This is a genomic window from Agromyces sp. Marseille-Q5079 (assembly GCF_051016555.1).
Taxonomy (GTDB): Bacteria; Actinomycetota; Actinomycetes; order Actinomycetales; family Microbacteriaceae; genus Agromyces.
Genome location: NZ_JBPEJF010000008.1, coordinates 99,337 through 122,713 on the forward strand (window position 1 = coordinate 99,337; position 23,377 = coordinate 122,713).

The following is a 23,377-nucleotide window of genomic DNA, read 5'->3' on the forward strand; positions in this document are numbered from 1 at the left end:
GAACCCAAGCCCCAGCCTACAGCGGACGAACCACCACGAGGAGGTCCCCGGCCTCGACCTGCTGGGTCTTCGGGATGGCGACCCGCTCGATGATGCCGGCGACCGGCGACGTGATCGCGGCCTCCATCTTCATCGCCTCGATGCTCGCGACGCTCTGGCCGACGGCGATCTCGGCACCCGGCTCGACCTGCAGCGTGACGACGCCGGAGAACGGCGCGGCCACATGTCCGGGCTGCGAGGCATCCGCCTTCTCGGCCGCCCGTGAGTCGACCTCGATGCTGCGGTCACGGACGAAGACCGGTCGCAGCTGCCCGTTGAGGATGGTCATCACGGTGCGCATGCCCTTGTCGTCGGCCTCGCCGATGGCCTCGAGGCCGGCGTACAGCCGGACGCCACGGTCGATCTCGACGACGTGCTCGGAACCCTGTCGCAGGCCGTAGAGGTAGTCGATGGTGTCGAGCACCGAGAGGTCGCCGAACAGCTCCCTGATCTGCTCGAAGTGACGAGTCGGCGCCGGGAACAGCAGGCTGTTCAGCATCGCCCGACGCTCGATGCTCTCGCCGTCGAGCGCCGCGCGCTGCTCGGGCGTGAGCTCGGTGACGCCGATGCGGACGTCGCGTCCGGCGAGCACCTTGGTTCGGAACGGCTCGGGCCAGCCGCCCGGCAGGTCGCCGAGCTCACCGGCCATGAACCCGACCACCGAGTCGGGGACGTCGTACTTCTCGGGGTTCGCCTCGAAGTCGGCCGGGTCGGCCTTCACGGCCGCCAGGTGCAGGGCGAGGTCGCCGACCACCTTGGACGACGGCGTCACCTTGGGCACTCGCCCGAGGATCTTGTTCGCCGCGGCGTACATGTCCTCGATGAGCTCGAAGTCGTCGGCGAGGCCGAGCGCGATCGCCTGCTGCCGCAGGTTCGAGAGCTGGCCGCCCGGGATCTCGTGGTGGTAGACGCGGCCCGTCGGCCCGGGCAGGCCGGATTCGAACGGCCGGTACACGCGGCGCACGGCCTCCCAGTACGGCTCGAGGTCGGCGACCGACTGGAGCGAGATGCCGGTGTCGCGTTCAGTGTGCGCGAGTGCGGCGACGAGGGAGGATGCCGACGGCTGGCTCGTGGTGCCCGCCATCGGCGCACTCGCGACGTCGACCGCGTCGACGCCGGCTCGGCTGGCCGCCAGCAGGGTCGCGAGCTGGCCGCCGGCGGTGTCGTGGGTGTGCAGGTGCACCGGCAGGTCGAACCGCTCGCGCAAGGCCGTCACGAGCTTCTCGGCCGCCGCCGGGCGCAGCAGGCCCGCCATGTCCTTGATCGCGAGGATGTGCGCGCCCGCCGCCACGATCTCGTCGGCGAGGCCGAGGTAGTAGTCGAGCGTGTAGAGGTCTTCGGCGGGGTCGAGGAGGTCGCCCGTGTAGCAGAGGGCCACCTCGGCGACCGCCGTGCCGGTCGCGAGCACGGCGTCGATGGCGGGACGCATCTGGTTCACGTCGTTCAGCGCGTCGAAGATGCGGAAGATGTCGACGCCGGTGGCGGCCGCCTCGCGCACGAACGCGTCGGTGACCTCGGTCGGGTACGGCGTGTAGCCGACCGTGTTGCGCCCGCGGAGGAGCATCTGGATCGCCACGTTCGGCAGTGCGGCACGAAGGGCGGCGAGTCGCTCCCACGGATCTTCGCCGAGGAAGCGGAGCGCGACGTCGTAGGTGGCGCCGCCCCAGGCCTCGACCGAGAGGAGCTCCGGCGTCAGGCGAGCCACGTACGGCGCGACCGCGACGAGGTCCTTGGTGCGCACCCGGGTCGCGAGCAGCGACTGGTGCGCGTCGCGGAAGGTCGTGTCGGTGACCGCGAGCGGCGTCTGGGCGCGCAGCTCCGCGGCGAACCTGACCGGACCGAGCTCGAGCAGGCGCTGGCGCGACCCCGCCGGCGCGGGCGCCGCGAGATCGACCGTCGGGAGCTTCTCGGTGGGACTCACGATCGTGGGTGCGACGCCGTTCGGCTGGTTCACGGTGACGTCGGCGAGCCAGTTGAGGATCTTCGTCCCGCGGTCCTTGGACACGCGGCCTCGGACGAGCTGGGGGCGCTCGTCGATGAAGGACGTGCTGAGGTCGCCGGCGACGAAGGCCGGGTCGTCGAGCACGGCCTGCAGGAACGAGATGTTCGTGGAGACGCCGCGGATGCGGAACTCGGCGAGGGCTCGCCGGGAGCGCGCGACGGCCGACGGGTAGTCGCGTGCGCGACACGTCAGCTTGGCGAGCATCGAGTCGAAGTGGGGGCTGATCTGCGCGCCCGGGTTGACGGTTCCGCCGTCGAGGCGGATGCCGGCGCCGCCCGGCGAGCGGTAGGTCGTGATCTTGCCGGTGTCGGGGCGGAAGCCGGCGGTGGGGTCCTCGGTGGTGATGCGGGTCTGCAGCGCGGCTCCGCGCAGGCGGATGTCGCCCTGCAGGAGTCCGAGGTCGGCCAGCGTCTCGCCCGCGGCGATGCGGATCTGGGAGACCACGAGGTCGACGTCGGTGACCTCCTCGGTGACCGTGTGCTCGACCTGGATGCGCGGGTTCATCTCGATGAACACGTGCTCGCCGGCGCGCTCGCCCGCCGTGTCGAGCAGGAACTCGACGGTGCCGGCGTTCACGTAGCCGATCGACTTCGCGAAGGCGATCGCGTCGCGGTAGAGCGAGTGGCGGATGTCGTCGGAGAGGTTCGGCGCGGGCGCGATCTCGATCACCTTCTGGTGACGACGCTGCACCGAGCAGTCGCGTTCGAACAGGTGCACGGTCTCGCCCGTGGCGTCTGCCAGGATCTGGACCTCGATGTGGCGCGGGCGCAGCACGGCCTGCTCGAGGAACATGGTCGGGTCGCCGAATGCGCTGTCGGCCTCGCGCATGGCCTCTTCGAGCGAGGCGCGCAGGTCGTCCTTGGAGTCGACCCGGCGCATTCCGCGACCGCCGCCGCCGGCGACGGCCTTGGCGAAGATCGGGAAGCCGATGTCGTCGGCCTGCGCGACGAGCGCCTCGATGTCGCGCGACGGCGGCGTGGACTTCAGCACCGGCACCCCGGCGGCGATCGCGTGCTCCTTGGCCGTCACCTTGTTGCCGGCCATCTCGAGCACGTTCTTCTTCGGGCCGATGAAGGTGATGCCCGCCGCCTCGGCCGCCTCGGCGAGTTCGGGGTTCTCGGAGAGGAACCCGTAGCCGGGGTAGATCGCGTCGGCGCCCGACTCGCGCGCGACCCGGATGATCTCGGACACGTCGAGGTACGCGCGCACCGGGTGCCCGGGCTCGCCGATCTGATATGCCTCGTCGGCCTTCAGGCGATGCAGGGAGTTGCGATCCTCGAAGGGATACACCGCGACCGTCTTCGCGCCGAGTTCGACCGCTGCCCGGAACGCCCTGATGGCGATCTCACCGCGATTGGCAACCAGAATCTTCGAGAACATGCAGGCCTTTCGTGAGAGGGGTTCCGCACAGCGAACGTTTAGGTTTCGCCCAAGCAATAGAGGTAGCGTATCTGTTCGTGCACGTACTCAGCGTCAGTTCCCTCAAGGGCGGTGTCGGGAAGACCACCGTCACCCTCGGACTGGCGTCGGCGGCGTTCGCTCGCGGCGTCCGTACCCTCGTCGTCGACCTCGATCCGCAATCCGACGTCTCGACCGGCATGGACATCCAGGTCGCCGGGCATCTCAACGTCGCCGACGTCCTCGCCTCTCCCAAGGAGAAGATCGTCCGTTCCGCCATCGCGCCGAGCGGTTGGGCGCGATCGAATCCCCAGTCGACCATCGACGTCATGATCGGCAGCCCGTCGGCGATCAACTTCGACGGCCCGCATCCGTCGATCCGCGACATCTGGAAGCTCGAGGAGGCCCTCGCGAACGTCGAGGCCGACTACGAACTCGTGCTCATCGACTGCGCCCCCTCGCTGAACGCGCTCACGCGCACCGCGTGGGCCGCGAGCGATCGCGTCGCCGTGGTCACGGAGCCCGGCCTGTTCTCGGTCGCGGCCGCCGACCGCGCGCTGCGTGCGATCGAGGAGATCCGTCGAGGCCTCTCCCCTCGCCTGCAGCCGCTCGGCATCATCGTGAACCGCGCTCGCGTGCAGTCGCTCGAGCACCAGTTCCGCATCAAGGAACTGCGCGACATGTTCGGCCCGCTCGTGCTCTCCCCGCAGCTGCCCGAGCGCACCTCGCTGCAGCAGGCGCAGGGTGCGGCGAAGCCCCTGCACATGTGGCCGGGCGAGAGCGCCGAGGAGATGTCGGCCAACTTCGACCAGCTGCTCGAGCGCGTGCTGCGCACGGCACGGATCGGCGACTTCTCCAACGTCCCGCTCGAGCTCGAGACGCCCACGCGCTGACGAGTCATGGCGCACGCCGGTCGGATGATTCCGGCTGGCGGGCCTTCGGCTCCCGTCGCGCCGCATCGGCCGACGCGGCGAAGGCGACTCAGGAGATGCGGCGGGCCTTCGAACCGCGGCGTGCGGCGAGCTCGTCCATCGGGTCGGCCGGCTGCAGGTCGAGCTCGGCGATCGAGTTCTCGACCTCGCGGAGCACCTTGCCCACCGCGATGCCGAAGACGCCCTGGCCGCGGTTGACGAGATCGATGACCTCGTCGTCGGAGGTGCAGAGGTAGACGCTCGCACCGTCGCTCATGAGCGTCGTCTGCGCGAGGTCGCGGATGCCGGACTCCCGAAGCTGGGTGACCGCCGTGCGGATCTGCTGCAGGGAGATGCCCGTGTCGAGCAATCGCTTGACGAGCTTCAGCACGAGGATGTCGCGGAACCCGTACAGTCGCTGCGAGCCGGAGCCGGCCGCGCCGCGCACCGTCGGTTCGACGAGCTGCGTGCGTGCCCAGTAGTCGAGCTGCCGGTAGCTGATGCCCGCTGCGCGAGCGGCGACCGCGCCGCGATAGCCGGTGCCGTCGTCGTGCTCGGGCATGCCGTCGGTGAAGAGGAGTCCGAGGTCGTAGCGGTCGCGCGCGCTCCGGTCGAGCTCACTCATGCGATCCCCTCACTCTCGGACTCTCACCCCGTCGGGGCATCGACCACGCTACCGAGGGGATCGGGTCGAACCAAACACATCGGGCCGAACGTCACGGCGTGTCGCGGGCGTCTTCGGCGGATGTTCAGCGCGCGAGCCGTGCGAGCGCGGAACGCACGGCCTCGGCGCGCACGGTCTCGAGCTGTGCGGCGAGCTCGGCGGCGCGCTCGGAGACCCGCGCCTTGCCCGCGGCGTCGGGCCGTCGGGACGGCGCCAGCGCACGGTCGATGAGGGCGGCATCCCGCTCCGCAGCGGCCCGCAGCCCGCGCAGGTGACGCGGTTCGATGCCCACCTCGCGAAGCGCGGCCAAGGCCTTCAGCACCCCGAGGGCCTCGTCGTCGTAGGGTTCCGCCGGTGACATGAGCGACGCGGCGACGGCCTCGTCGAGGAGCCCCCGCGGCGCTCGGGCCGCGGAGATGAGTTCGTCTCGTGCGAACCGCCTCGCTCCGAGGAATCCGCGCGCATCGGTCGCGCCGGGCAGCGCGGGCGTGTCACCGGCGTCGATCGCCTCGAGGTGGGCGCGGATGACCTTGAGCGGGAGGTAGTGGTCGCGCTGCATCGAGAGCACCAGCGTGATGCGCTCGACGTCGGCCGTGGAGAACTTGCGATAGCCGGCGGCGGTCCGGGCCGGCAGCACGAGGCGCTGCTCCTCGAGGAAGCGGAGTTTCGACGGTGTGAGGTCGGGGAACTCCGGCTGCAGCCGCGCGAGAACCTGACCGATGCCGAGCAGTGGGGCCTGGCCGCTCGCGTGCGCAGGGGCGGCGCGGCCCGACACTAGCTGCTCGCCAGCGGCGCCAGGTCGCGACGCGAGGCGTAGAAGGTGAGTCGGAACTTGCCGATCTGCACCTCGGCGCCATCGCTGAGCAACGCGGTCTCGATGCGGACCCCGTCGAAGTAGGTGCCGTTCAGCGACGAGAGGTCTTTCACCTCGAACGCGGTGCGGTGCCGGTGGAACTCGGCGTGCCGGCGCGAGACCGTGACATCGTCGAGGAAGATGTCGGCGTCGGGGTGCCGCCCGACGGTCGTCACGTCGGTGTCGAGGAGGAAGCGCGCCCCGCTGTTGGGGCCGCGACGCACGATGAGCAACGCGGACCCTGACGGGAGTGCCGCGATCGCCTCCTGCTCCTCGGCCGTGATGTCGGCATCGACGAGCGAGAGTTGCGCAGCAGCCTCGCGGCTGAAGCCGATGGTCGTGCCGGCCGTGTTGCTGTCGCCGAACTCGCCGCTCGATGTCGTGCGGTCGCCCTCAGCGCCGCCTGCCTGTGTCATGTCGGTATCCGCCACGCTAGCCTCCCTTTTCAAGCGTATCGGATCGGGACCCATCCGACACCCGTGGAATCCGGATGACTCGTGCCGTCTCGATCGCGTAGATGCTGCCGGCCCACCAGTAGAGGAAGGCGCCCCAGATCGTGACGGCCCAGCCGATCGGGGCGCTCACCGGCTGCACTGCCGGGAACGCGAGACCGAGCATGATGACGGGAAGCCCGAAGAACAGGGCGAACGTGGCGACCTTGCCGAGCTGGTGCACGGGCAGTGGGCCGAAGCCGTGGTTGGCGAGGACCACGCCGAGCACGAGCAGGAAGACGTCGCGCGAGACGATGACGATCACGATCCACCACGGCACGAGCGAGTTCGCGGCGAGGCCGACGAGCGCGGCGAAGATGTAGAGGCGGTCGGCCGCGGGATCCAGGAGCTGACCGAGCCTCGTGATCTGGCCGAGGCGTCTGGCCAGGTACCCGTCGAGCAGGTCGGTGAGGCTCGCCACGACGAGGATCACGAGCGCCACGACGTAGGAGCCGGCGATGACGGCCCAGAGGAAGAACGGCACGAGCACGAGCCGGAGCATGCTGATCAGGTTCGGGATCGTCCAGATCTCCGTTCCGACCGCCCCCGCGCTCCGCCCAGCCACAATTCGATCCTATCGACCCCTAGAATCCAGCCATGACTCCCCTCGCCGTGTGTCTGGTGCTCTTCGCCCTGATCACCGCCGCCACCTGGATCCTGTCCGTCGTCACGCGCGAGTACTCCTGGGTCGATCGCATCTGGTCGATCGCGCCCGTCGCCTACGTCTGGGTGTTCGCGGTCGCGAGCGGATACGACCCGCGACTCGTGCTGATGGCCGTGCTCGTCACGGCGTGGGGTGCGCGGCTGACGTTCAACTTCGCCCGCAAGGGCGGGTACCGTCCCGGTGGCGAGGACTATCGCTGGGCGATCCTGCGAGAGCGGATGCCGCGTGCGGCGTTCCAGGCGTTCAACCTGTTCTTCATCTCGATCTACCAGAACGCGTTGATCCTGCTCTTCTGCCTGCCGGCCCTGACCGTGCTCGAGTCGGCGCATCCGCCGCTCGGGGCGTGGGACGTCGTCGTCGCACTCGTGTTCGTCGCGTTCCTCGCGGGCGAGACGATCGCCGACGAGCAGCAGTGGCGCTTCCACCGGTGGAAGGCGGCCGAGCGGGCCGCGGGGCGCACGCCCGCCCCGGGATTCCTGCAGACGGGGCTGTTCCGGGTGTCGCGGCATCCGAACTTCTTCTTCGAACAGGCGCAGTGGTGGACGTTCTACGCCTTCGCGGTGGTGGCCACGGGCGTCTGGCTGCACTGGACGATCGCCGGCGCGGTGCTGCTCACGCTGCTGTTCATCGGGTCGACGGTGTTCACCGAGTTGATCTCGCGCAGCCGCTACCCCGACTACGACGCGTACCGGGCGCGCACGTCGCCCATCGTGCCGTGGTTCCCGCGCCCGGCTCGGGTCGAGGCGAATACTCCCGCCCGGGGCGCCACGGGCGGCTGAGCCGCCGTCAGAGGCGTTCGCGCAGCCCGGGCCAGGCCTCGGCGAATCGCGGATGCAGCGGGAGCGCGTCGACCTCGTCGACCGGCACCCATGCGAGGGCGATGGACTCGGGGTCGCTCACGACGGGCTCGAAGCGGCGACCGGCGTCGGCCACGACCGTCGTGTACGACCAGTAGCCGAGGTCGAGCACGCTGGAGTACCGCACGGTGAGCACGTCGGCCGGGACCCCGGCCTCCTCGCCCGCCTCGCGGACGGCCGCCTCGAGCGGGCTCTCGCCCTCGTGACGGGCTCCCCCGGGCATGCCCCACGTGCCGCCGAAATGACTCCAGACGGCGCGGTGCTGCAGGAGCACCTCGCCCTGGGGGCTCACGACGAGCAGCCCGGCCGCCCCGTATCGCCCCCAGTACCGTGCGCCGTCAGGCCCCTCGACCCATCCGTCGCCGCTCGTTCCGCTCATGCCTCCAGCATGACGCACGCGGTCGGATGCCCCGTCATGGGGCGTCTTCGGGCGGGGCGATCGCAAGCGACATCTCGTCGAGGAAGCGGATGATCACGCCGCGCTGCGCCTCGTCGAAGGAATCGGCCACGTGCTGCAGCCGTTCGTGCATGCGCCCGAGCGTGCGCCTGATGCGACCGTGCGCCTCGGGGAGCGTGCGCAGCAGGAGGATCCGCCGGTCGGTGGGGTGCGGAACCCTGACGAGGTCGCCGGCGGCGATGAGCCGGGCGACGATCTTCACCGTCGCCGCCGTCGTGACGCCCAACTCCCGGGAGAGTCCCGCGCTCGTCGGCGCGCGACCGTCGCGCTCCTCGGCGATGATCCAGCGCAGGGCCGCGACATCCGTGTCCCCCATGTCCATGTCGGCACGGAGTCGCCGGCGCATCTCCGACTCGGCCGCGCGATGGCGGCGGACCGCTTCGAGGAGCTCGACGGCCGACGCATCCGCGGTCTCGAACCAGTAGCGGTGTTCATTCGAACTTTCGGTTGTTCCGGCGGGCACGGCCCAATGCTATCGTCAAGTCACTAACCAAGTAAGCGATATTTTCGGGAGCGCGCATGACCGACACGATCGACCTCCGAGAGCTCGTCGTCGATGACGACGACGTCGTCCTCCTCGACGAGGCGGGCGACCCGATCGGACGGGTGCCCAAGAGCGCCGTCCACGGACCCGACACGGCCCTGCACCTCGCCTTCTCCTGCCACGTGCTGAACCACGCCGGCGAGGTTCTCGTCACCAGGCGCTCGCTCGCCAAGCAGGCATGGGCCGGCGTGTGGAGCAATTCGTTCTGCGGCCACCCGCGGCCCTCCGAACCGCTGGTGGCCGCCGTGCGCCGGCGGGCGGAGTTCGAGCTCGGGCTCGAGCTCGACGACCTCGAGCTCGCCCTGCCCACCTTCCGCTATCGCGCCGTCGATGCGGGCGGCACCGTCGAGAATGAGATCTGCCCGGTCTACATCGCCACCACGTCGGGCGAGCTCGACCCCAACCCGCGCGAGATCGTCGACCACGTCTGGGTTCGCCCCGACGAGCTCCGCACGGCCATCGAGGCGGCTCCGTGGGCGTTCAGCCCCTGGCTCGCACTCCAGGCCAGCCAGCTGGAGCTCTACCGTGACTGACGTCATCGATGCCGCGATCGAGGTCGAGCTCGGCGCCATCTTCGCCGACGCCCGGCGGCGGGCGGGCGACCTCGACCCGCACTATGCGGCCCTCTGGCGCTCGCTCGCCGAACAGAGCTCGGGCGGCAAGCGGATCAGGCCGCACCTCGTGCGCCTGGCCTACGCCGGCTTCGGAGGCGCCGACGAAGGCCTCGCTACCAGGGTGGCCGTCGCGTTCGAGCTCCTGCACACCGCGTTCCTGATCCACGACGACGTCATCGACCGCGACACCGTGCGCCGGGGCGAACCCAACGTGGCCGCCAGGTTCGCCGCACGCGCGATCCGGTACGGGACCGACGAGCGCACGAGCGACGTCTGGGGCGAGACGGCCGCCGTGCTCGCCGGCGACCTGGCGCTCAGTCGCGCCCATCGCGAGATCGCCCTGCTGCCGGTCGAGGCATCCCGGCGAGCGCGACTGCTGGACATCCTGGACCGGGCCGTGTTCGTGTCGGCCGCCGGCGAGCTGGCGGATGTCGTGAACGCCGGAGAGGTCGGGCCGACCAGCATGCCGCGCGTGCTCGCCACCCTGGAGCAGAAGACCGCGGTGTACTCCTTCGAGTGCCCGCTCGCGGCCGGCGCCGTCCTCGCCGGCGCGCCCGACCAGGCCATCGCCGCGCTCGAGCGCTTCGGCCGGTTCGTCGGCATCGCCTTCCAGATCACCGACGACGTGCTGGGCGTCTTCGGCGACCCTGCGGTGACGGGCAAGTCCACCTCCTCGGACCTCCGCGAGGGCAAGCGCACCGCGCTCATCGCCCACGCGGCGACGACCGCCGAATGGCCCCGGATCGCGGCGAGCCTCGGAGATCCCTCGCTCGACGAGGACGAGGCCGAGCAGGTGCGCACGGCCCTCCGGGACTGCGGCGCGCTCGATGCGGCCATGCGCCTCGCCGACGAGCACGTCACGCTCGCCCGGTACGAGCTCGAGACGGCCGACCTGCCGGAGGCGCTCGCGACCGAACTCGCCGCGATCGCCCGCCGGGCCGTGGAGCGTGCGCGATGAGGACGCAGCCGAGCCTGCTCGAGCGCTACGACGACGCCGCCGTCGCGAGTGCCGCGACGGTCATCGGCCGCTACTCGACGTCGTTCGGCGCGGCCGCCCGCATGCTCGATCCGACGACGCGCCGCGGCATCCGCTCGGTCTACGCCCTGGTTCGGGTCGCCGATGAACTCGTCGACGGCACCGCGGATGCCGCCGGGCTGACGGCGCCCGAGCAGCGCTGCCTGCTCGACGAGCTCGAGTCGGAGACCGAGGCCGCGATGCTCTGCGGCTACTCGACGAACCTCGTCGTGCACGCGTTCGCCCGCACCGCCCGTGCCGCCGGCATCGGGTTCGAGCTCACGCGACCGTTCTTCGCGTCGATGCGGCGCGACCTGGACCCCCGGCCGATCCGCGAGGAGGAGGTCGCCGGCTACATCCACGGCTCGGCCGAGGTGGTCGGGCTCATGTGCCTCGCGGTCTTCATGATCGACGAGCCGCACGATGCGGAGCGTCGACGGCGTCTCGAGCGCGGCGCCGTGCACCTCGGCGCCGCATTCCAGAAGATCAACTTCCTCCGCGACCTCGACACCGACTGGCACGCGCTCGGTCGCAACTACTTCCCGTGGTGCGACCCCGAGCACTTCACCGAGGCGGACAAGGCCAGGATCCTCGACGACCTCGACCACGACCTCGACCTCGCGGCCCGCGCGGTGCCCGAGCTGCCCCGGCGAGCGCGTGGCGCCGTGCAGACGGCGCACGGCCTGTTCGCCGAGCTCTCGCGTCGGTGCCGGCAGACTCCGGCCGACGTGCTCATGACCACCCGGATCCGGGTTCCGGATGCCACGAAGCTCGCGATCCTCGTGCGGTCGATGGCCGGATCGTTGGGGCGTTCGCGATGATCGGCGGTTCGGAACGGATCGTCGTCATCGGCGGGGGCATCGCGGGGCTCGCGGCATCCGCCCTGCTGGCGCGCGACGGGCACCGGGTGACGCTGCTGGAGGCGAACGCGGAGCTCGGCGGGCGTGCCGGGTCGTGGTCCCGCGACGGGTTCCGCTTCGACACCGGGCCGTCGTGGTACCTCATGCCCGAGGTGTTCGAGCACTTCTTCCGACTCTTCGGGACGAGCGCGGCGGAGCAGCTCGACCTCGTCCGACTCGATCCCGGCTACCGGGTCTACGCCGACGGCTACGACGACGCGATCGACATCCGAGGCTCGCGGCGCGAGAACGCGGCGCTGTTCGAGTCGATCGAACCGGGCGCGGGCGCGGCGCTGGAACGCTACCTGGACTCCGCGGAGTCGACGTACGACATCGCCCGGCGACGATTCCTCTACACGAACTTCGACGGGCTCCGCGGCCTGCTCGCCCCCGAGGTGCTGCGCGGCGCCGGACGCCTCACGACCCTGCTGACGACCTCGCTCGAGCGGTTCGCGGCACGCTCGGTGCAGGATCGCCGGCTCAGACAGGTGCTCGGCTACCCGTCGGTCTTCCTCGGCTCCTCGCCGTCGGCGACGCCCGCCATGTACCACCTGATGAGCCACATGGACCTCGAGCAGGGGGTGTTCTACCCGCGCGGCGGGTTCACCTCCGTGATCGACGCGATCGCCTCGATCGCGTCCGATGCGGGCGTGGACCTCGTGCTGAACGCGCACGTCGACGCGATCGAGCTCACCGAGGAATCCGATCCCTCCGTCACCGGGGTGCGCTTCCGGGACGCGCGCGGCGCCGTGCACCGGGTGCCGGCGCATCGGGTGGTCTCGGCCGCGGACCTGCACCACACCGAGACGGAGCTGCTGCCAGGTCACGCGCGCACGTACCCGGAGTCGTGGTGGCGACGCCGCACGTCGGGCCCCGGCGCCGTGCTGGCGATGCTCGGCGTCCGCGGCGAGGTTCCCGGCCTCGCGCACCACACGCTGTTCTTCACGGAGGACTGGCACGAGAACTTCGAGCGGATCTTCGGTGACGACCCGTCCATCCCCGATCCGGCGTCGTTCTACGTGTGCCGGCCGAGCGCGACGGATGCCTCGGTCGCGCCTCCGGGCGACACGAACCTGTTCATGCTCGTGCCAGTGCCCGCCGATGTCGGCATCGGGCGCGGCGGCGAGGACGGTCGCGGCGACCCGCTCGTCGAGGCGACCGCGGATCGCGCGATCGCGCGCATCGCGGAGGCCACCGGTGACGCGGACCTCGCGAGTCGCATCGTCGTGCGCCGCACGGTCGGCCCCGCCGACTTCGCGGCCGACCTGAACTCGTGGCGCGGCGGCGCGCTCGGACCCGCGCACACCTTGCGGCAGAGCGCGTTCCTGCGCGGCTCGAACCGGTCCCGCCGCGTGCAGGGGCTCCTCTACGCGGGCGGCTCGAGCGTTCCCGGTATCGGACTGCCGATGTGCCTCATCAGTGCGGAGAACGTCGTGAAGCGCGTGCGCGGCGACCGGTCGGCCGGACCGTTGGCGGAGCCCGGTCCGGACGCATCCGTGCCGGCGTCCGAGCCGTCGAAGGTCCGCGCGAGGGGTCGCGCATGATCGGCCTCACCTATCTCGGCCTCCTCCTCGCCTCGATCGCGGCGATCGCGGCAGTCGACGCCCGGTGGCGCCTGTCCTTCTGGCGCGCACCGGTGGCCTCGGCGCTCGCCGTCGCCTGCGGCACGGCACTCCTGCTGGCGTGGGACCTCGTCGGCATCGGGTTCGGCGTCTTCTTCCGCGGCGACTCCGACTTCGCGACGGGACTGCTCCTGGCGCCCGACCTGCCGATCGAGGAGCCGGTGTTCCTCCTCTTCCTCAGCCAGCTCTCGCTCGTCGTGGTGTGCGGTGTCGAACGCCTGCTGGAGCGTCGCTCAGCGCGTCCGCCCGTCGCGCACGCCTCCGCCGATCCCGCTGCCGTCACGAAGGTGCGCGGGTGACCTACCTGCTGATCTGCATCCCGTTCCTCGTCGCGTCGGCCGCCGTCGCGGTCGTCTCGACCGTGCGGATGCCACGGGTTGCACGCCGGCGGCGATGGCTCGCACTCGGCGTGGCAGCCGTCGTGCTCGTCGCGCTCACGGCGGTGTTCGACTCGATCATGATCGCGGCCCGACTCCTTGCCTACCCCGATGGAACCCGGCTCGGTGCCACGATCGGCCTCGCGCCGATCGAGGACTTCGCCACCCCCATCGGGCCCGGCCCCCGCGCGCCGGGGGTCTCCCCGCGCGCGAGCCGCCGCCCCCCCGCCACCACCGCCACCGCCACCGCCACCGAGGAGGGAACGCGATGACCGTCCGGACCCATGACTCGGCGGCCACCCGGCTCGGCAGGATCCTGGTCTCGAGCCGGCCGATCAGCTGGATCAACACCGCGTTCCCGTTCGCCGCCGCCTACCTGCTGACCACCGGCGCGATCGACGCCACCCTCGTGATCGGAACCGTCTTCTTCCTGATCCCGTACAACCTGCTCATGTACGGCGTGAACGACGTCTTCGACTACGAGTCCGACCTGCGCAATCCGCGGAAGGGCGGAGCCGAGGGCGCCGTCCTCGATCCGTCGCTGCACCGCGCGGTGGTCTGGGCGGGGGTGGTGACGGCGACCCCGTGCCTGCTCCTGCTGGTGTGGTCCGGCGGCACGCGGCATCCGTGGTCCTGGCTCGTGCTCGCGGCCAGCCTGTTCGCCGTCTTCGCGTACTCGGTGCCCGGGCTCCGGTTCAAGGAACGCCCCGTGCTCGACTCGGCGACCTCCAGCTTCCACTTCGTGAGCCCCGCGCTGTACGGGCTCGCGGTCGCCGGCGCGGCGATGACGCCGCAGCTCGCCGCGCTGCTCGCCGCCTTCTTCTGCTGGGGCATGGCCAGTCACGCGTTCGGCGCCGTGCAGGACGTGGTTCCCGATCGCGAGGCGGGCATCAGCTCGATCGCCACGGCCTTCGGCGCCCGCGCGACCGTCCGCATCGCACTGGGACTCTGGACGGCGGCGGGCGTGCTGATGCTGGCGACGCCCTGGCCGGGCCCGCTCGGCGCGCTGCTCGTGCTGCCCTACCTCGTCGCCGCATGGCCGTACCGCTCCGTCAGCGATGCCCGCTCTGGTGAGGCGAATCGGGGCTGGCGGCACTTCATCGTGCTGAACTACGCGGTCGGCTTCTTCGTGACGATGCTGCTGATCTGGTGGGCGGCCGTGCGCGCGTAGGCTGAGCGCATGCCCGCGCCTGGAGACTCCCCCGTGCGCATCGACGCGTGGCTCTGGGCGGTGCGCCAGTTCAAGACGCGGTCGGCCGCGACCACCGCATGCCGCGCCGGTCATGTGCGGGTCAACGGCGAGCGTGCCAAGGCCGCCCAGACCGTGCGTCCGGGCGACGAGGTGCGCGTGCGCGTCGAGGGCTTCGACCGCCAGCTCGTCGTGCGGCTCACGCTCGTGAAGCGCGTGTCGGCGACGGTCGCGGCCACCGCCGTCGAGGACCGCACCCCGCCTCCCCCGCCGCGCGAGAGCGTGCCGGTCGTGCCCGTCCGCGATCGCGGCGCCGGTCGCCCGACCAAGCGCGAGCGACGCGACCTCGAGCGCCTCCGCGGACGCGACGGCGTAGCCTGAGGCGATGCAGAGAGCGTTCACCCACGAACCGGATGCCGACCGCTACGTGCTCCGACTGAACGGCGAGATCGCGAGCGTGCTCGACTACCGGGTGCTCGGCGATGCGATCGCCATGACCCGGGCGTTCACGAACCCGCCGTACCGCGGCTCCGGGTTCGCGGGCGAACTCGTCGCGTTCGCCGTCGACGACGTGGAGGCGAACTCGTCGCGGTACGTCGTGCCGAGCTGCTGGTACGTCGGCGAGTGGTTCGACCGCCACCCCGAGCGCGCGCAACTGCTCCGCCCGCGCACGGCCTGAGCGGCCGGCGTCGAGCGGAGCGGTTCGCGCGTTCGGACTCCCCGCGGAATCAGTACCAGTTGACCGACTGCGAGTGGGACCAGGCGCTGCAGGGCGATCCGTAGGAGCCGGCGATGTAGCCGAGGCCCCACGTGATCTGCGTCGCGGCGTTCGTCGCCCAGTCGGCGCCGGCCGTGGCCATCTTGCTGCCGGGCAGCGACTGCGGGATGCCGGTGGCACCGCTCGAGTCGTTGTAGGCCGTGTACGACCAGCCGGACTCCTTGGCCCAGAGGCTGTCGAGGCACTGGAACTGGTCGTCGCCCCAGCCGTACATCGACGCGGCGAGCGACCGGGCCGTGGCGCGGGCGCCGTCGGGCGTGTTCGCGTTGGCGAGCGCCTGCGCGGCCTCGGCGGCGGCCTGCGCGGCCGCGGCCTGCTGAGCCTTCTCGTACGCGGTGGTGTCGGCGGCGATCTTGGCCGCCGCCTCCTTCGTCTGCTTGGTGAGGTCCACGACGTCGTCGGTCGGGATCTTCTCGTAGTCGCTCAGCGAGGCGACGGATGCCGCGAGCGCCGAGGCGTCGACCTTGCCGTCGGCCTTCTCGAGGGTGGCGGTGGCCATCGAGATGGTGTCCTTCGCCTGGGCCTGGACCTTCGCGGCGGCGATGCCGCTGTACACGCCGAGCGTGTCGCGGCTGAGCCCGGTCGCGTTGGTGAGCTGGGCCGTGGCCTGCACGCGCGCGTCGGCCTCGATCGCGTTCTGCACGGCGAAGCCGCTGCCGGCGACGAGGCCGACGGCGACGACGGCACCGGCCGCGATGAGGCGGCGGCGCCCCACCCGGCGCGAGCGCAGGCTGCGGCGGGGGTGCGATTCGGGGGTGGAGTTCGAGCGTTCTGACGGTGAGTTCGTGGTGGTTCGCATGAATCCTGTGATGCTCGGGGTGGGGGGAAACGGGGGTTGGTACCCGCCGAGCCGGGCACAAGGCACAAACTCTGCCCAGCGTTTCTGTACAGATCCTCATTTCCTCCTGTGCGGACCATGACCGCGCACCCGCGTGCCCCCGGAATACTGGGGGCATGGCGCAAACCTCCGAATCCGCTGAGTTCCCCGCTTCCGGCAACCGTTGTCCGTGCACGAGCGGCCTGACGTTCGGCGAATGCTGCGGACGATGGCTCGCCGGCGGAGAGACCGCTCCCACGGCCCAGCAGCTCATGCGCTCGAGGTTCACGGCGTTCGCCGTGGGCGACGTCGGCCACCTGCTCGCGACGTGGCATCCGTCGACCCGTCCGGCCGACCTCGAGCTCGACCCGACGATCCGCTGGCTGCGCCTGGACATCGAGCGGACCGAGCGCGGCGGCCCGCTCGACCGATCGGGCATCGTGGAGTTCACGGCCCACTACCGCCACGACGGCGAACGCGGCGCGCAGCACGAGACGAGCAGGTTCACCCGCGAGGGCGGCGCCTGGTTCTACGTGGACGCCGTCGACTGACGCCCTCAGGCGTCCTCGACGCTCCCCTGATCGAGTGGGAGGCCGTCGAGGGTCGCGTAGGCGCGTTCGACCGCACCGGCGAGTCCCGCGGTCGGGAACGGCCACTCCTCATGGGCGGCGAGTGCCTCGGTCGCATCGAGGCCGGCGGCGTGGGCGGCGGTGAGGCGCTCGGCGATGAGGCGGAGCTGCGCCGCCTGTCGCGCGACGAAGGCCGCGTCGACGACCGCCCCGTGCCCGGGCACCACGAGGTCGTCGGGGCGCATCTCGGCGACCAGGGCCTCGAGCACGTCGGGCCAGCCGAGCGGGTAGCTGCCCGAGCCGTACATGGGCGGGCCCGACTCCTCGACGAGGTCGCCGAGGATCCACACCCGTTCGGCTGGCAGGAACAGCACGAGATCGGTGTCGGTGTGCGCCTCTGGCTGCGGGCGGAGCTCGACGACGCGCCCGCCGGGATCGAGCCGCGTGAGCCGGGCGACCGGATGCGTCGGCGCCACGAGTCCGACCTGTTCCCAGCGCCGCTCGGGCTCCCGGGCGTGATCCTCTCGCCAGGCGGCCACTCGCGGGCCCTCGTACCTCGCGAAGTGCCGCTCGATCGCGACATGCCCGTGGATCGCGGCATCCGTCGCCGAACCCGGACCGAACGCCTGGTTGCCGAACGTGTGGTCGAAGTGCGCATGCGTGTTCACGAGGCCGATGATCGGGCGATCGAATCGTGATCGGATCAGGTCGAGGATCTCCTCGCCCTCCTCGGGATCTCCGCCCGAGTCGACGACGAGCAGTCCGTCATCGCCCTCGATGACGACGACGGAGAGGTCGAACCCGCCGATGCGGAGCTGGTGCACCCCGGGGGCGACGATCGTCCAGGTCGGCATGGGTCGATCGTACCGACGCGGCCGCTCGGCGGCATCCGGTCAAAGCGAATGCAGAGGTTGCCCACGTAGCGTGGCCTGCGTGACTTCGAACGACGACGCGGCCTCCCGTGACGACGCGCCCCACGCGCTGACCGAACGGGCCCAGCGGGCCCTCGAGGCGATCGACGGCGGCACGCTCGACGAGATGCGCAGCCTCCGCGACGAGACCGAGCGCTTCATGCTGCGGTACAAGTTCGGCATGGACGAGGTGATCACCAAGCTCTCGATCCTCCGCGAGGAGTTCGGGCAGACCCACGCCTACAACCCGATCGAGCACATCTCGAGCCGGCTGAAGAGCCTCGACAGCGTGATCGAGAAGATGGACCGCAAGGGCATCGAGCCGACGTTCGAGTCCATCCGCGAGACCATCACCGACATCGCCGGTGTGCGCGTCACGTGCAGCTTCGTGTCCGACGTGTACCGCGTCTCCGAGCTGCTCACCGCGCAGGGCGACATCCGGGTGCTGAAGAAGAAGGACTACATCGCCGAGCCGAAGGCGAACGGCTACCAGAGCCTGCACCTCATCGTCGAGGTGCCGGTGTTCCTCTCGACGGGTACGCACCTCGTGCCCGTCGAGGTGCAGGTGCGCACGATCGCCATGGACTTCTGGGCGAGCCTCGAGCACAAGATCTACTACAAGTACGATCGCCAGGTGCCGACCGAGCTCCTCGACGACCTGACGGATGCGGCACGCACGGCGTCAGAACTCGACGCCCGCATGGAGCGCCTGCACCGCGAGCTGCACGGCGCGCCCGTCAGGTCGATCGCGACGCGGCCGATCGCGGTCTGAGACCGCCCGGGCCGCTGACCGGCCCGGCCCGCGACGGTCGACCGAGGTCCCGCGATCGAGGATGCCCGAGGGCGACGGCGCCGGAGGTCGAGCCCGCAGCCGATGCGTGGTGGTCAGTCGGCGTCGCCCGCGTCGTCCTTGCGCGCGCGACTCGGCTGCACGCGCATCGGCTCGCCCGGCATCTTCGGGAAGTCGGGCGGGAACGGCAGCTCGCCGAGGCCGTCGTCGAGGTCGCGCTGCCACCAGCCGAGCAGCGTGCCGATGCGACCGGGGTGCTCGTGCATGCCGTGCCAGGGATCGCCGTGCTCCGCCAGGCGCTGCGGCACCGTACGGATCGTGTGCGCCGTGGGGTCGGTGGACTCGAGCTCGCTCCACTCGAGCGGGCACGAGACGGGCGCGTGCGGCAGCGGCCTCGGGCTGTAGGCGCCGGCCATCGTGCGATCGCGGTTCGCCTGGTTGTAGTCGATGAAGATGCGGTCGCCGCGCTCCTCCTTCCACCAGTTGGTGGTGACCTGCTCGGGCAGGCGCCGCTCGAGCTCGCGGCCGAGCGCGATGACCGCGTGACGCACGTCGAGGAACTCGTGCTCGGGCTCGATCGGCGCGAACACGTGGATGCCGCGACTGCCCGACGACTTCACGAACGCGGTGAGTCCGACCTCGCCCAGCAGGTCGCGGAGGGCGAGCGCGATGGGCACCGCCTCGGCGAAGCCGGTGCCCGGCTGGGGGTCGAGATCGATGCGGAGCTGGTCGGGGTTGTCGGTGTTCTCGGCGCGCGACGCCCAGGGGTGGAACACGACGGTGTTCATCTGCGCGGCCCAGACGGCCCCGGCCGGCTCGTCGAGCACGAGCTGCGGATGCCGCCGGCCGCTGGGATACGTGACCGTGACGGATCGCACCCACTCGGGCGCCCCGCGCGGCGGGTTCTTCGAGAAGAACTGCTCGCCGTCGACGCCCTCGGGGAAGCGCTGCAGGGAGACGGGTCGTGCGCCGTTGGCCTCGATGAACGCCGGCCCGACCGCCACGAGGTACTCGGCCAGCTCGAGCTTGGTGATGCCGACCTCGGGCCAGAGCACACGGGACGGTGACGAGACGCGGACCTGCCGCTCGCCGTCGGGTGAGGGAACGGTGAGCTGTGCCGCGTCGCCTGCCATGCTGCGACGCTACTCCCTGCCGCCGACGCGACGCGAGCGATGGACGCGGTGCGAGCGACGGATGCGACGGACGCGACACCGGCGCGCTCGGTGAGGTCGGGCGTGAGGCGTCGCCCGGTCGTGCGCTACGCCTGGCCCCGGCGCTGCTCGCGGGCGGCCTCGCGGGCGGCATCGCGCGCCGCATCGGCCGCAGCGGCCTCGGCCGGCGTCGGCGCCGTGCCCCCGAGGCTCCTCGGCTGCCACCACGCACCGGTGCCGTCGACCGGGTACTCGCGCTGCAGGCGGTCGACGAGCTCCTGGAGCCGGCCGCGGAGCCGCTCGGTCACGGTGTGGAAGTCCTCGCCGGCACCGACCGTGATCGGAGCGCCGAACGCGAAGCTCACGGGTACCCCGAAGCGCTCGAAGAACCCGACGCGGTGCCCCTTGGTGAGCAGGCGCTGCCCGCCCCACACCGCGACGGGGATGATCGGCACGCCGGCTTCGGCGGCGAGCCTCGCGGCACCGGTCTTCAACTCGCGCACCGTGTACGACGCGCTCACGCCCGCCTCGGGGAACACGCCGAGCAGCTCGCCGTCGCGAAGCGCCTCGACCGCCTTCGCGTACGCCGCCGCTCCGGCCTTCATGTCGACGGCGATGTGGCCCATGCCGCGGAGCAGCGGCCCGGTCACGGGCGAGTCGAACACGCTCTGCTTGGCCATGAACCGGATGTGACGGCGGTTGGCGAGCCACGTGACCCACTCGACGAGCGCGAACTCGAGGTAGCCGAAGTGCGTCATGGCGAGCACGGCCCCACCCGCGACCGGCACGTGCTCGACCCCGAGGACCCGGCGCTTCAGGCCCCAGAAGCCGAACAGCCCGCGGCCGACGCCGATGGCCGTGCTGTAGATCGGTTCGCTGGGGTGTCGTCGGCTCATGGGCCCCAGCGTAGGGCTGCGCACTGTGGACGGACTGAAGAATCTCACGCCCGCGACGCCGTGTCGCCGGCCACGGGCTGGAGCCGGAACAGTCGCACCACCCGGCCGGAGTCCCGCTCGTATCCACGGTAGCCGGGCCACTGCGCCTCGATCAGTCCCCACGCGGCCTCGCGCTCGGCGTACGACCGGATCAGCGTCGCGCGCACGGCGAGCCGTCTCCCGCGCACCGTGATCGAGGCATCCGGATGCCGCAGCAGGTTGTAGGTCCAGCCGGGATGCCGCTCCTGTGCGAACGTGGTGCCCGCGACGATCGCCCGCCCGCGCCCGTCGGGCGTGTACATGAGGTAGCTCGATCGCGGATCGCCGGTCTTCGCGCCGGTCGTGTGCAGCACGAGCGAGGGCACGAGCAGCCCGCTGAGCTGCACACGACCGCGCGTGAGCCGTCGCAGTGCCCGCTCGACCGGCGGAAGCAGGATCGGGCCGAGAGCTCGGAACAGTCGAGTGCGCGTGAGCGGCGCGATCGCCGAGCGCACCAGCACCAGCACCGACGTCATCCACGTCCTCCGTCGCTCGGGTCGTCCGCCGACGACGACGCACGCTCGGCGGCGACGGCCTCACGCGCCGCGACGACCTCGGCCGCGGCATCCGCGGCTCGTCGCTCGGCCTGCCGCAGCCGCCGCGTCGCGAACGTGGGCGCGCCGTACCGCGCGCTCACCCGATCGCGTTCGTCGTCGATGCCCGTGATGATCCAGGCCGCGGCGATGAGGATCACCTGGCTCGAGAGGTTCAGCCAGAGCAGGAGTGCGATGAGCGAGCCGAACGAGGCGAGGAGCGGGTTGCCCGTCGCTCCGCTGACGAACAGGCTCGAGAGCTGCTGGAGCACGGTGAGCCCGACGCCGCCGAGCAGGGCGCCGACCCAGAGGGTGCGGCCCGTCGGCCGCATGCCCGAGAGGATGCGGAACATGGCCGCGACGACGACGGTGTCGATCGCGAAGATGACGACGACGGAGACGAGGCGGGTCGCGAGCTCGTAGCCTCCGTCTTCGGTGGACAGTCCGATCCACCCGAAGAGCGTGCCGATCGCCGTCGTGCTGAAGAAGGTCACGACCGCCGCGAGGAGGAGCGACCCGCCGAACGCGATCGCGAGCCCGAGGTCGCGCAGCATGACCCAGACGAAGAACGTCTGCGAGTTGGGCTGATCGCCGAGGTTGCGGATCGCGACCCGCAACGAGCCGATGGCGCCGATCGCGGCGAAGAGGAGGCCCACGAGCGCGATCGCTCCGGCGATGCTGAGCGTGAGCGGCTGGATGAGGTCGTCGGGGTCAATGAGGGCGCCCTCGCCGACGAGGCCCGGGATGACCTGTCCGACGGTGTCGATGAGCGCCTCCATCGCGGCGGGATTGCCCGCGAGCCAGACGCCCGCGATCGCGAACCCGAGGAACGTGCCGGCGAAGACCGAGAACAGGGTGCGGTACGTCACGCTGTCGGAGAGTGCGGGGCCGTGGTGCTCCATGTAGAGCAGGTACGCCCGAACCGGCTTCAGCGCGAGCCCCCAGGCTGTCAGCCGTCGGATGCGCTCCATGAACGGCACCGGCTTCGCGACGGCCTGCCCGGTCTCCTCATCCCCCATGCCGTCAGCGTATCGAGGGCGGATGCCGCGTGCAGGCGCTTGACAGGAGCGACGGCGTCACGCAAGGCGTGCAACACGACGGCGCCCCGACCGGAGTCGGGGCGCCGTCGTGTGCGGTGTGCGCGAGACCTGCGGACTCAGTACCAGCCCTGCGACTCGGAGGTGCTCCAGGCGCCGCACGCGCTGCCGTAGCGGCCCGCGATGTAGCCGAGGCCCCACGAGATCTGCGTGGCGGGGTTGGTCGCCCAGTCCGCGCCCGCGGTGGACATCTTGCTGCCGGGGAGGGCCTGCGGGATGCCGTAGGCGCCGCTCGGGTTGGACGCGTAGACGTTCCAGCCGGACTCCTTGTTCCAGAGGGCGACGAGGCAGCCGAACTGGTCCTCGCCCCAGCCGTAGCGCGCGGCCATCATGTCGCGCGCGATGGCCTGGGCCTCGCTCGGGTTCGACGGCGCGCTCGGGGCCGACACGACCGCGTCGGAGCCGGTCGAGGAGCTCGCCTCGGCCTCCTCCGCCTCGCGCGCGGCAGCCTCGGCGGCGGCCTTCGCCGCGGCTTCGGCCTCGGCCTTCTTCGCGGCGGCGACCCGGTCGGCCTCGGCGACGGCCTTCTTGACCTGACCGGTCTGGGCCTGCGTGGCGTCGACGAGTTCGAAGACCTTGCTCGGGCTGAGCAGCGCGTACGAGTCGAGGGCTGCGACCGAGGTCGCGAGCGCGCTCGCGTCGGCCTTGCCCTTCGCCGAGGCGATGGCGTCGTTGGCGACGCTCAGCGTGTCCTCGGCCTGCTTCTCGGCGCGGACATCGAGCACGGCTCCGTGATCCACCTCGAGGTCCTGCACCGTGTCACGTTCGGCAGCGAGCGCGAGCGCCTGCGTCTGGGCGACGCTTGCGGCCTTGGCGTCGGCGTTTCCCTGCACGGCGTAGCCGGAGCCGACCAGGGCGCCGACGGCGACGATGGCGCCGGCCGTGATGAGCGGGGTGCGGAAGCGGTGGAACGGGCCGGAGCTCCGGTTCCGGTCGCGACGCGGGGTCGGGGTCGCCGTCAGGTCGTCGGGCGCGGATTCGATGGGAGTTGTAGGAAGAGTCTCGTTCTGCATGTCTTTCACACGGGCGGAACGTCGCACGGGGGTGCGGCGATCCTGACTTGGCGTTCCACGGACGCGGGGGCGCCCGGGCGAAGTCGTCAGTCTGCCGAGAGGTTCTGTACAACCCCTCACCTTTCCCTGTGAATGTCATCCGAACTCT

Annotated in this window: 27 protein-coding genes; 13 read left to right on the top strand and 14 right to left on the bottom strand. The window is 71.2% G+C overall.

The features are described from left to right. Nucleotides 1–16: 16 nt before the first annotated feature. A complete protein-coding gene (locus ACR3IO_RS16350; protein WP_434072287.1) occupies nucleotides 17–3,421 on the bottom strand; it encodes a pyruvate carboxylase in 3,405 nt (1,134 codons plus the stop codon). 77 nt (nucleotides 3,422–3,498) lie between these two features. On the opposite strand from ACR3IO_RS16350, the gene ACR3IO_RS16355 reads away from it, so the two are divergent. Further along, nucleotides 3,499–4,332 (top strand): ParA family protein, encoded by an 834-nt coding sequence (locus ACR3IO_RS16355; RefSeq protein ID WP_434072288.1) that lies wholly within the window; start codon nucleotides 3,499–3,501, stop codon nucleotides 4,330–4,332. Nucleotides 4,333–4,420: 88 nt separating this feature from the next. Here the strand turns inward: ACR3IO_RS16355 and ACR3IO_RS16360 are convergent, their stop codons facing one another. The 4 genes from ACR3IO_RS16360 to ACR3IO_RS16375 form a co-directional block, all read right to left on the bottom strand. Beyond that, entirely contained in the window at nucleotides 4,421–4,975 is a 555-nt protein-coding gene (locus tag ACR3IO_RS16360) for a MerR family transcriptional regulator (protein ID WP_434072289.1), read from the bottom strand. Between the two features lie 124 nt (nucleotides 4,976–5,099). Further along, entirely contained in the window at nucleotides 5,100–5,789 is a 690-nt protein-coding gene (ftsR, locus tag ACR3IO_RS16365; protein ID WP_434072290.1) for a transcriptional regulator FtsR, read from the bottom strand. Then, a complete protein-coding gene (locus ACR3IO_RS16370; protein ID WP_434072291.1) occupies nucleotides 5,789–6,283 on the bottom strand; it encodes an FHA domain-containing protein in 495 nt (164 codons plus the stop codon). Before ACR3IO_RS16370 ends, ftsR begins: the two co-directional genes overlap by 1 nt. A gap of 16 nt (nucleotides 6,284–6,299) precedes the next feature. Next, nucleotides 6,300–6,923, bottom strand: a complete 624-nt coding sequence (locus ACR3IO_RS16375; RefSeq protein ID WP_434072292.1) for a CDP-alcohol phosphatidyltransferase family protein — start codon at nucleotides 6,921–6,923, stop codon at nucleotides 6,300–6,302. A gap of 32 nt (nucleotides 6,924–6,955) precedes the next feature. On the opposite strand from ACR3IO_RS16375, the gene ACR3IO_RS16380 reads away from it, so the two are divergent. Then, on the top strand, nucleotides 6,956–7,801 hold the full coding sequence (locus tag ACR3IO_RS16380; protein WP_434072293.1) for a DUF1295 domain-containing protein: 846 nt from the start codon (nucleotides 6,956–6,958) through the stop codon (nucleotides 7,799–7,801). A 7-nt stretch (nucleotides 7,802–7,808) separates the two neighbouring features. Here the strand turns inward: ACR3IO_RS16380 and ACR3IO_RS16385 are convergent, their stop codons facing one another. Beyond that, a complete protein-coding gene (locus ACR3IO_RS16385; protein ID WP_434072294.1) occupies nucleotides 7,809–8,258 on the bottom strand; it encodes an NUDIX hydrolase in 450 nt (149 codons plus the stop codon). Nucleotides 8,259–8,292: 34 nt separating this feature from the next. Then, a complete protein-coding gene (locus ACR3IO_RS16390) occupies nucleotides 8,293–8,799 on the bottom strand; it encodes a MarR family winged helix-turn-helix transcriptional regulator (RefSeq protein WP_434072295.1) in 507 nt (168 codons plus the stop codon). 56 nt (nucleotides 8,800–8,855) lie between these two features. On the opposite strand from ACR3IO_RS16390, the gene idi reads away from it, so the two are divergent. From idi to ACR3IO_RS16435, 9 genes are read left to right on the top strand one after another with little or no spacing between them, the layout of a single operon-like run. Next, the gene (idi, locus tag ACR3IO_RS16395; protein ID WP_434072296.1) at nucleotides 8,856–9,413 is read left to right on the top strand and encodes an isopentenyl-diphosphate Delta-isomerase; all 558 of its coding nucleotides are present in this window, start codon (nucleotides 8,856–8,858) and stop codon (nucleotides 9,411–9,413) included. Next, nucleotides 9,406–10,452, top strand: a complete 1,047-nt coding sequence (locus tag ACR3IO_RS16400; protein ID WP_434072297.1) for a polyprenyl synthetase family protein — start codon at nucleotides 9,406–9,408, stop codon at nucleotides 10,450–10,452. Before idi ends, ACR3IO_RS16400 begins: the two co-directional genes overlap by 8 nt. Next, nucleotides 10,449–11,330 carry a phytoene/squalene synthase family protein gene (locus tag ACR3IO_RS16405; RefSeq protein ID WP_434072298.1) on the top strand — a complete coding sequence of 294 codons (882 nt, stop codon included), beginning with the start codon at nucleotides 10,449–10,451 and terminating at the stop codon, nucleotides 11,328–11,330. The genes ACR3IO_RS16400 and ACR3IO_RS16405 overlap by 4 nt, the downstream gene beginning before the upstream one ends. Next, nucleotides 11,327–12,952, top strand: a complete 1,626-nt coding sequence (gene crtI / locus ACR3IO_RS16410) for a phytoene desaturase family protein (protein ID WP_434072299.1) — start codon at nucleotides 11,327–11,329, stop codon at nucleotides 12,950–12,952. The genes ACR3IO_RS16405 and crtI overlap by 4 nt, the downstream gene beginning before the upstream one ends. After that, nucleotides 12,949–13,329: a lycopene cyclase domain-containing protein gene (locus ACR3IO_RS16415; protein ID WP_434072300.1), complete on the top strand. Its 381-nt coding sequence runs from the start codon at nucleotides 12,949–12,951 to the stop codon at nucleotides 13,327–13,329. Before crtI ends, ACR3IO_RS16415 begins: the two co-directional genes overlap by 4 nt. Beyond that, on the top strand, nucleotides 13,326–13,679 hold the full coding sequence (locus ACR3IO_RS16420) for a lycopene cyclase domain-containing protein (protein ID WP_434072301.1): 354 nt from the start codon (nucleotides 13,326–13,328) through the stop codon (nucleotides 13,677–13,679). The genes ACR3IO_RS16415 and ACR3IO_RS16420 overlap by 4 nt, the downstream gene beginning before the upstream one ends. After that, a complete protein-coding gene (locus ACR3IO_RS16425; RefSeq protein ID WP_434072302.1) occupies nucleotides 13,676–14,578 on the top strand; it encodes a prenyltransferase in 903 nt (300 codons plus the stop codon). The genes ACR3IO_RS16420 and ACR3IO_RS16425 overlap by 4 nt, the downstream gene beginning before the upstream one ends. 9 nt (nucleotides 14,579–14,587) lie before the next feature. Further along, on the top strand, nucleotides 14,588–14,977 hold the full coding sequence (locus tag ACR3IO_RS16430) for an RNA-binding S4 domain-containing protein (protein ID WP_434072303.1): 390 nt from the start codon (nucleotides 14,588–14,590) through the stop codon (nucleotides 14,975–14,977). Between the two features lie 4 nt (nucleotides 14,978–14,981). Then, complete coding sequence (locus ACR3IO_RS16435) at nucleotides 14,982–15,275, top strand: GNAT family N-acetyltransferase (protein WP_434072304.1); 294 nt, start codon at nucleotides 14,982–14,984, stop codon at nucleotides 15,273–15,275. Nucleotides 15,276–15,324: 49 nt separating this feature from the next. Here ACR3IO_RS16435 and ACR3IO_RS16440 read toward each other — a convergent pair whose 3' ends face one another. Beyond that, the gene (locus ACR3IO_RS16440) at nucleotides 15,325–16,173 is read right to left on the bottom strand and encodes a hypothetical protein (protein WP_434072305.1); all 849 of its coding nucleotides are present in this window, start codon (nucleotides 16,171–16,173) and stop codon (nucleotides 15,325–15,327) included. A gap of 155 nt (nucleotides 16,174–16,328) precedes the next feature. On the opposite strand from ACR3IO_RS16440, the gene ACR3IO_RS16445 reads away from it, so the two are divergent. Beyond that, nucleotides 16,329–16,742 carry a YchJ family protein gene (locus tag ACR3IO_RS16445; protein WP_434072306.1) on the top strand — a complete coding sequence of 138 codons (414 nt, stop codon included), beginning with the start codon at nucleotides 16,329–16,331 and terminating at the stop codon, nucleotides 16,740–16,742. 5 nt (nucleotides 16,743–16,747) lie between these two features. On the opposite strand, the gene ACR3IO_RS16450 is transcribed toward ACR3IO_RS16445, so the two are convergent. Continuing rightward, nucleotides 16,748–17,614, bottom strand: coding sequence for an MBL fold metallo-hydrolase (locus ACR3IO_RS16450; RefSeq protein WP_434072307.1), 867 nt, complete (start codon nucleotides 17,612–17,614; stop codon nucleotides 16,748–16,750). Nucleotides 17,615–17,798: 184 nt separating this feature from the next. Here ACR3IO_RS16450 and ACR3IO_RS16455 point away from each other — a divergent pair, with 184 nt between their 5' ends. Beyond that, nucleotides 17,799–18,443: a GTP pyrophosphokinase gene (locus tag ACR3IO_RS16455; protein WP_434072382.1), complete on the top strand. Its 645-nt coding sequence runs from the start codon at nucleotides 17,799–17,801 to the stop codon at nucleotides 18,441–18,443. A gap of 113 nt (nucleotides 18,444–18,556) precedes the next feature. On the opposite strand, the gene ligD is transcribed toward ACR3IO_RS16455, so the two are convergent. The 5 genes from ligD to ACR3IO_RS16480 all read right to left on the bottom strand — a co-directional run bounded on the left by ligD (nucleotide 18,557) and on the right by ACR3IO_RS16480 (nucleotide 23,229). Next, a complete protein-coding gene (ligD, locus tag ACR3IO_RS16460; protein ID WP_434072308.1) occupies nucleotides 18,557–19,594 on the bottom strand; it encodes a non-homologous end-joining DNA ligase in 1,038 nt (345 codons plus the stop codon). 125 nt (nucleotides 19,595–19,719) lie between these two features. Continuing rightward, complete coding sequence (locus tag ACR3IO_RS16465) at nucleotides 19,720–20,508, bottom strand: lysophospholipid acyltransferase family protein (RefSeq protein WP_434072309.1); 789 nt, start codon at nucleotides 20,506–20,508, stop codon at nucleotides 19,720–19,722. Nucleotides 20,509–20,552: 44 nt separating this feature from the next. Next, nucleotides 20,553–21,062: a nitroreductase/quinone reductase family protein gene (locus tag ACR3IO_RS16470; RefSeq protein WP_434072310.1), complete on the bottom strand. Its 510-nt coding sequence runs from the start codon at nucleotides 21,060–21,062 to the stop codon at nucleotides 20,553–20,555. After that, entirely contained in the window at nucleotides 21,059–22,138 is a 1,080-nt protein-coding gene (locus ACR3IO_RS16475) for a YihY/virulence factor BrkB family protein (RefSeq protein WP_434072311.1), read from the bottom strand. The genes ACR3IO_RS16470 and ACR3IO_RS16475 overlap by 4 nt, the downstream gene beginning before the upstream one ends. Before the next feature lie 137 nt (nucleotides 22,139–22,275). Further along, the gene (locus ACR3IO_RS16480; protein ID WP_434072312.1) at nucleotides 22,276–23,229 is read right to left on the bottom strand and encodes a transglycosylase SLT domain-containing protein; all 954 of its coding nucleotides are present in this window, start codon (nucleotides 23,227–23,229) and stop codon (nucleotides 22,276–22,278) included. Nucleotides 23,230–23,377: the final 148 nt, after the last annotated feature.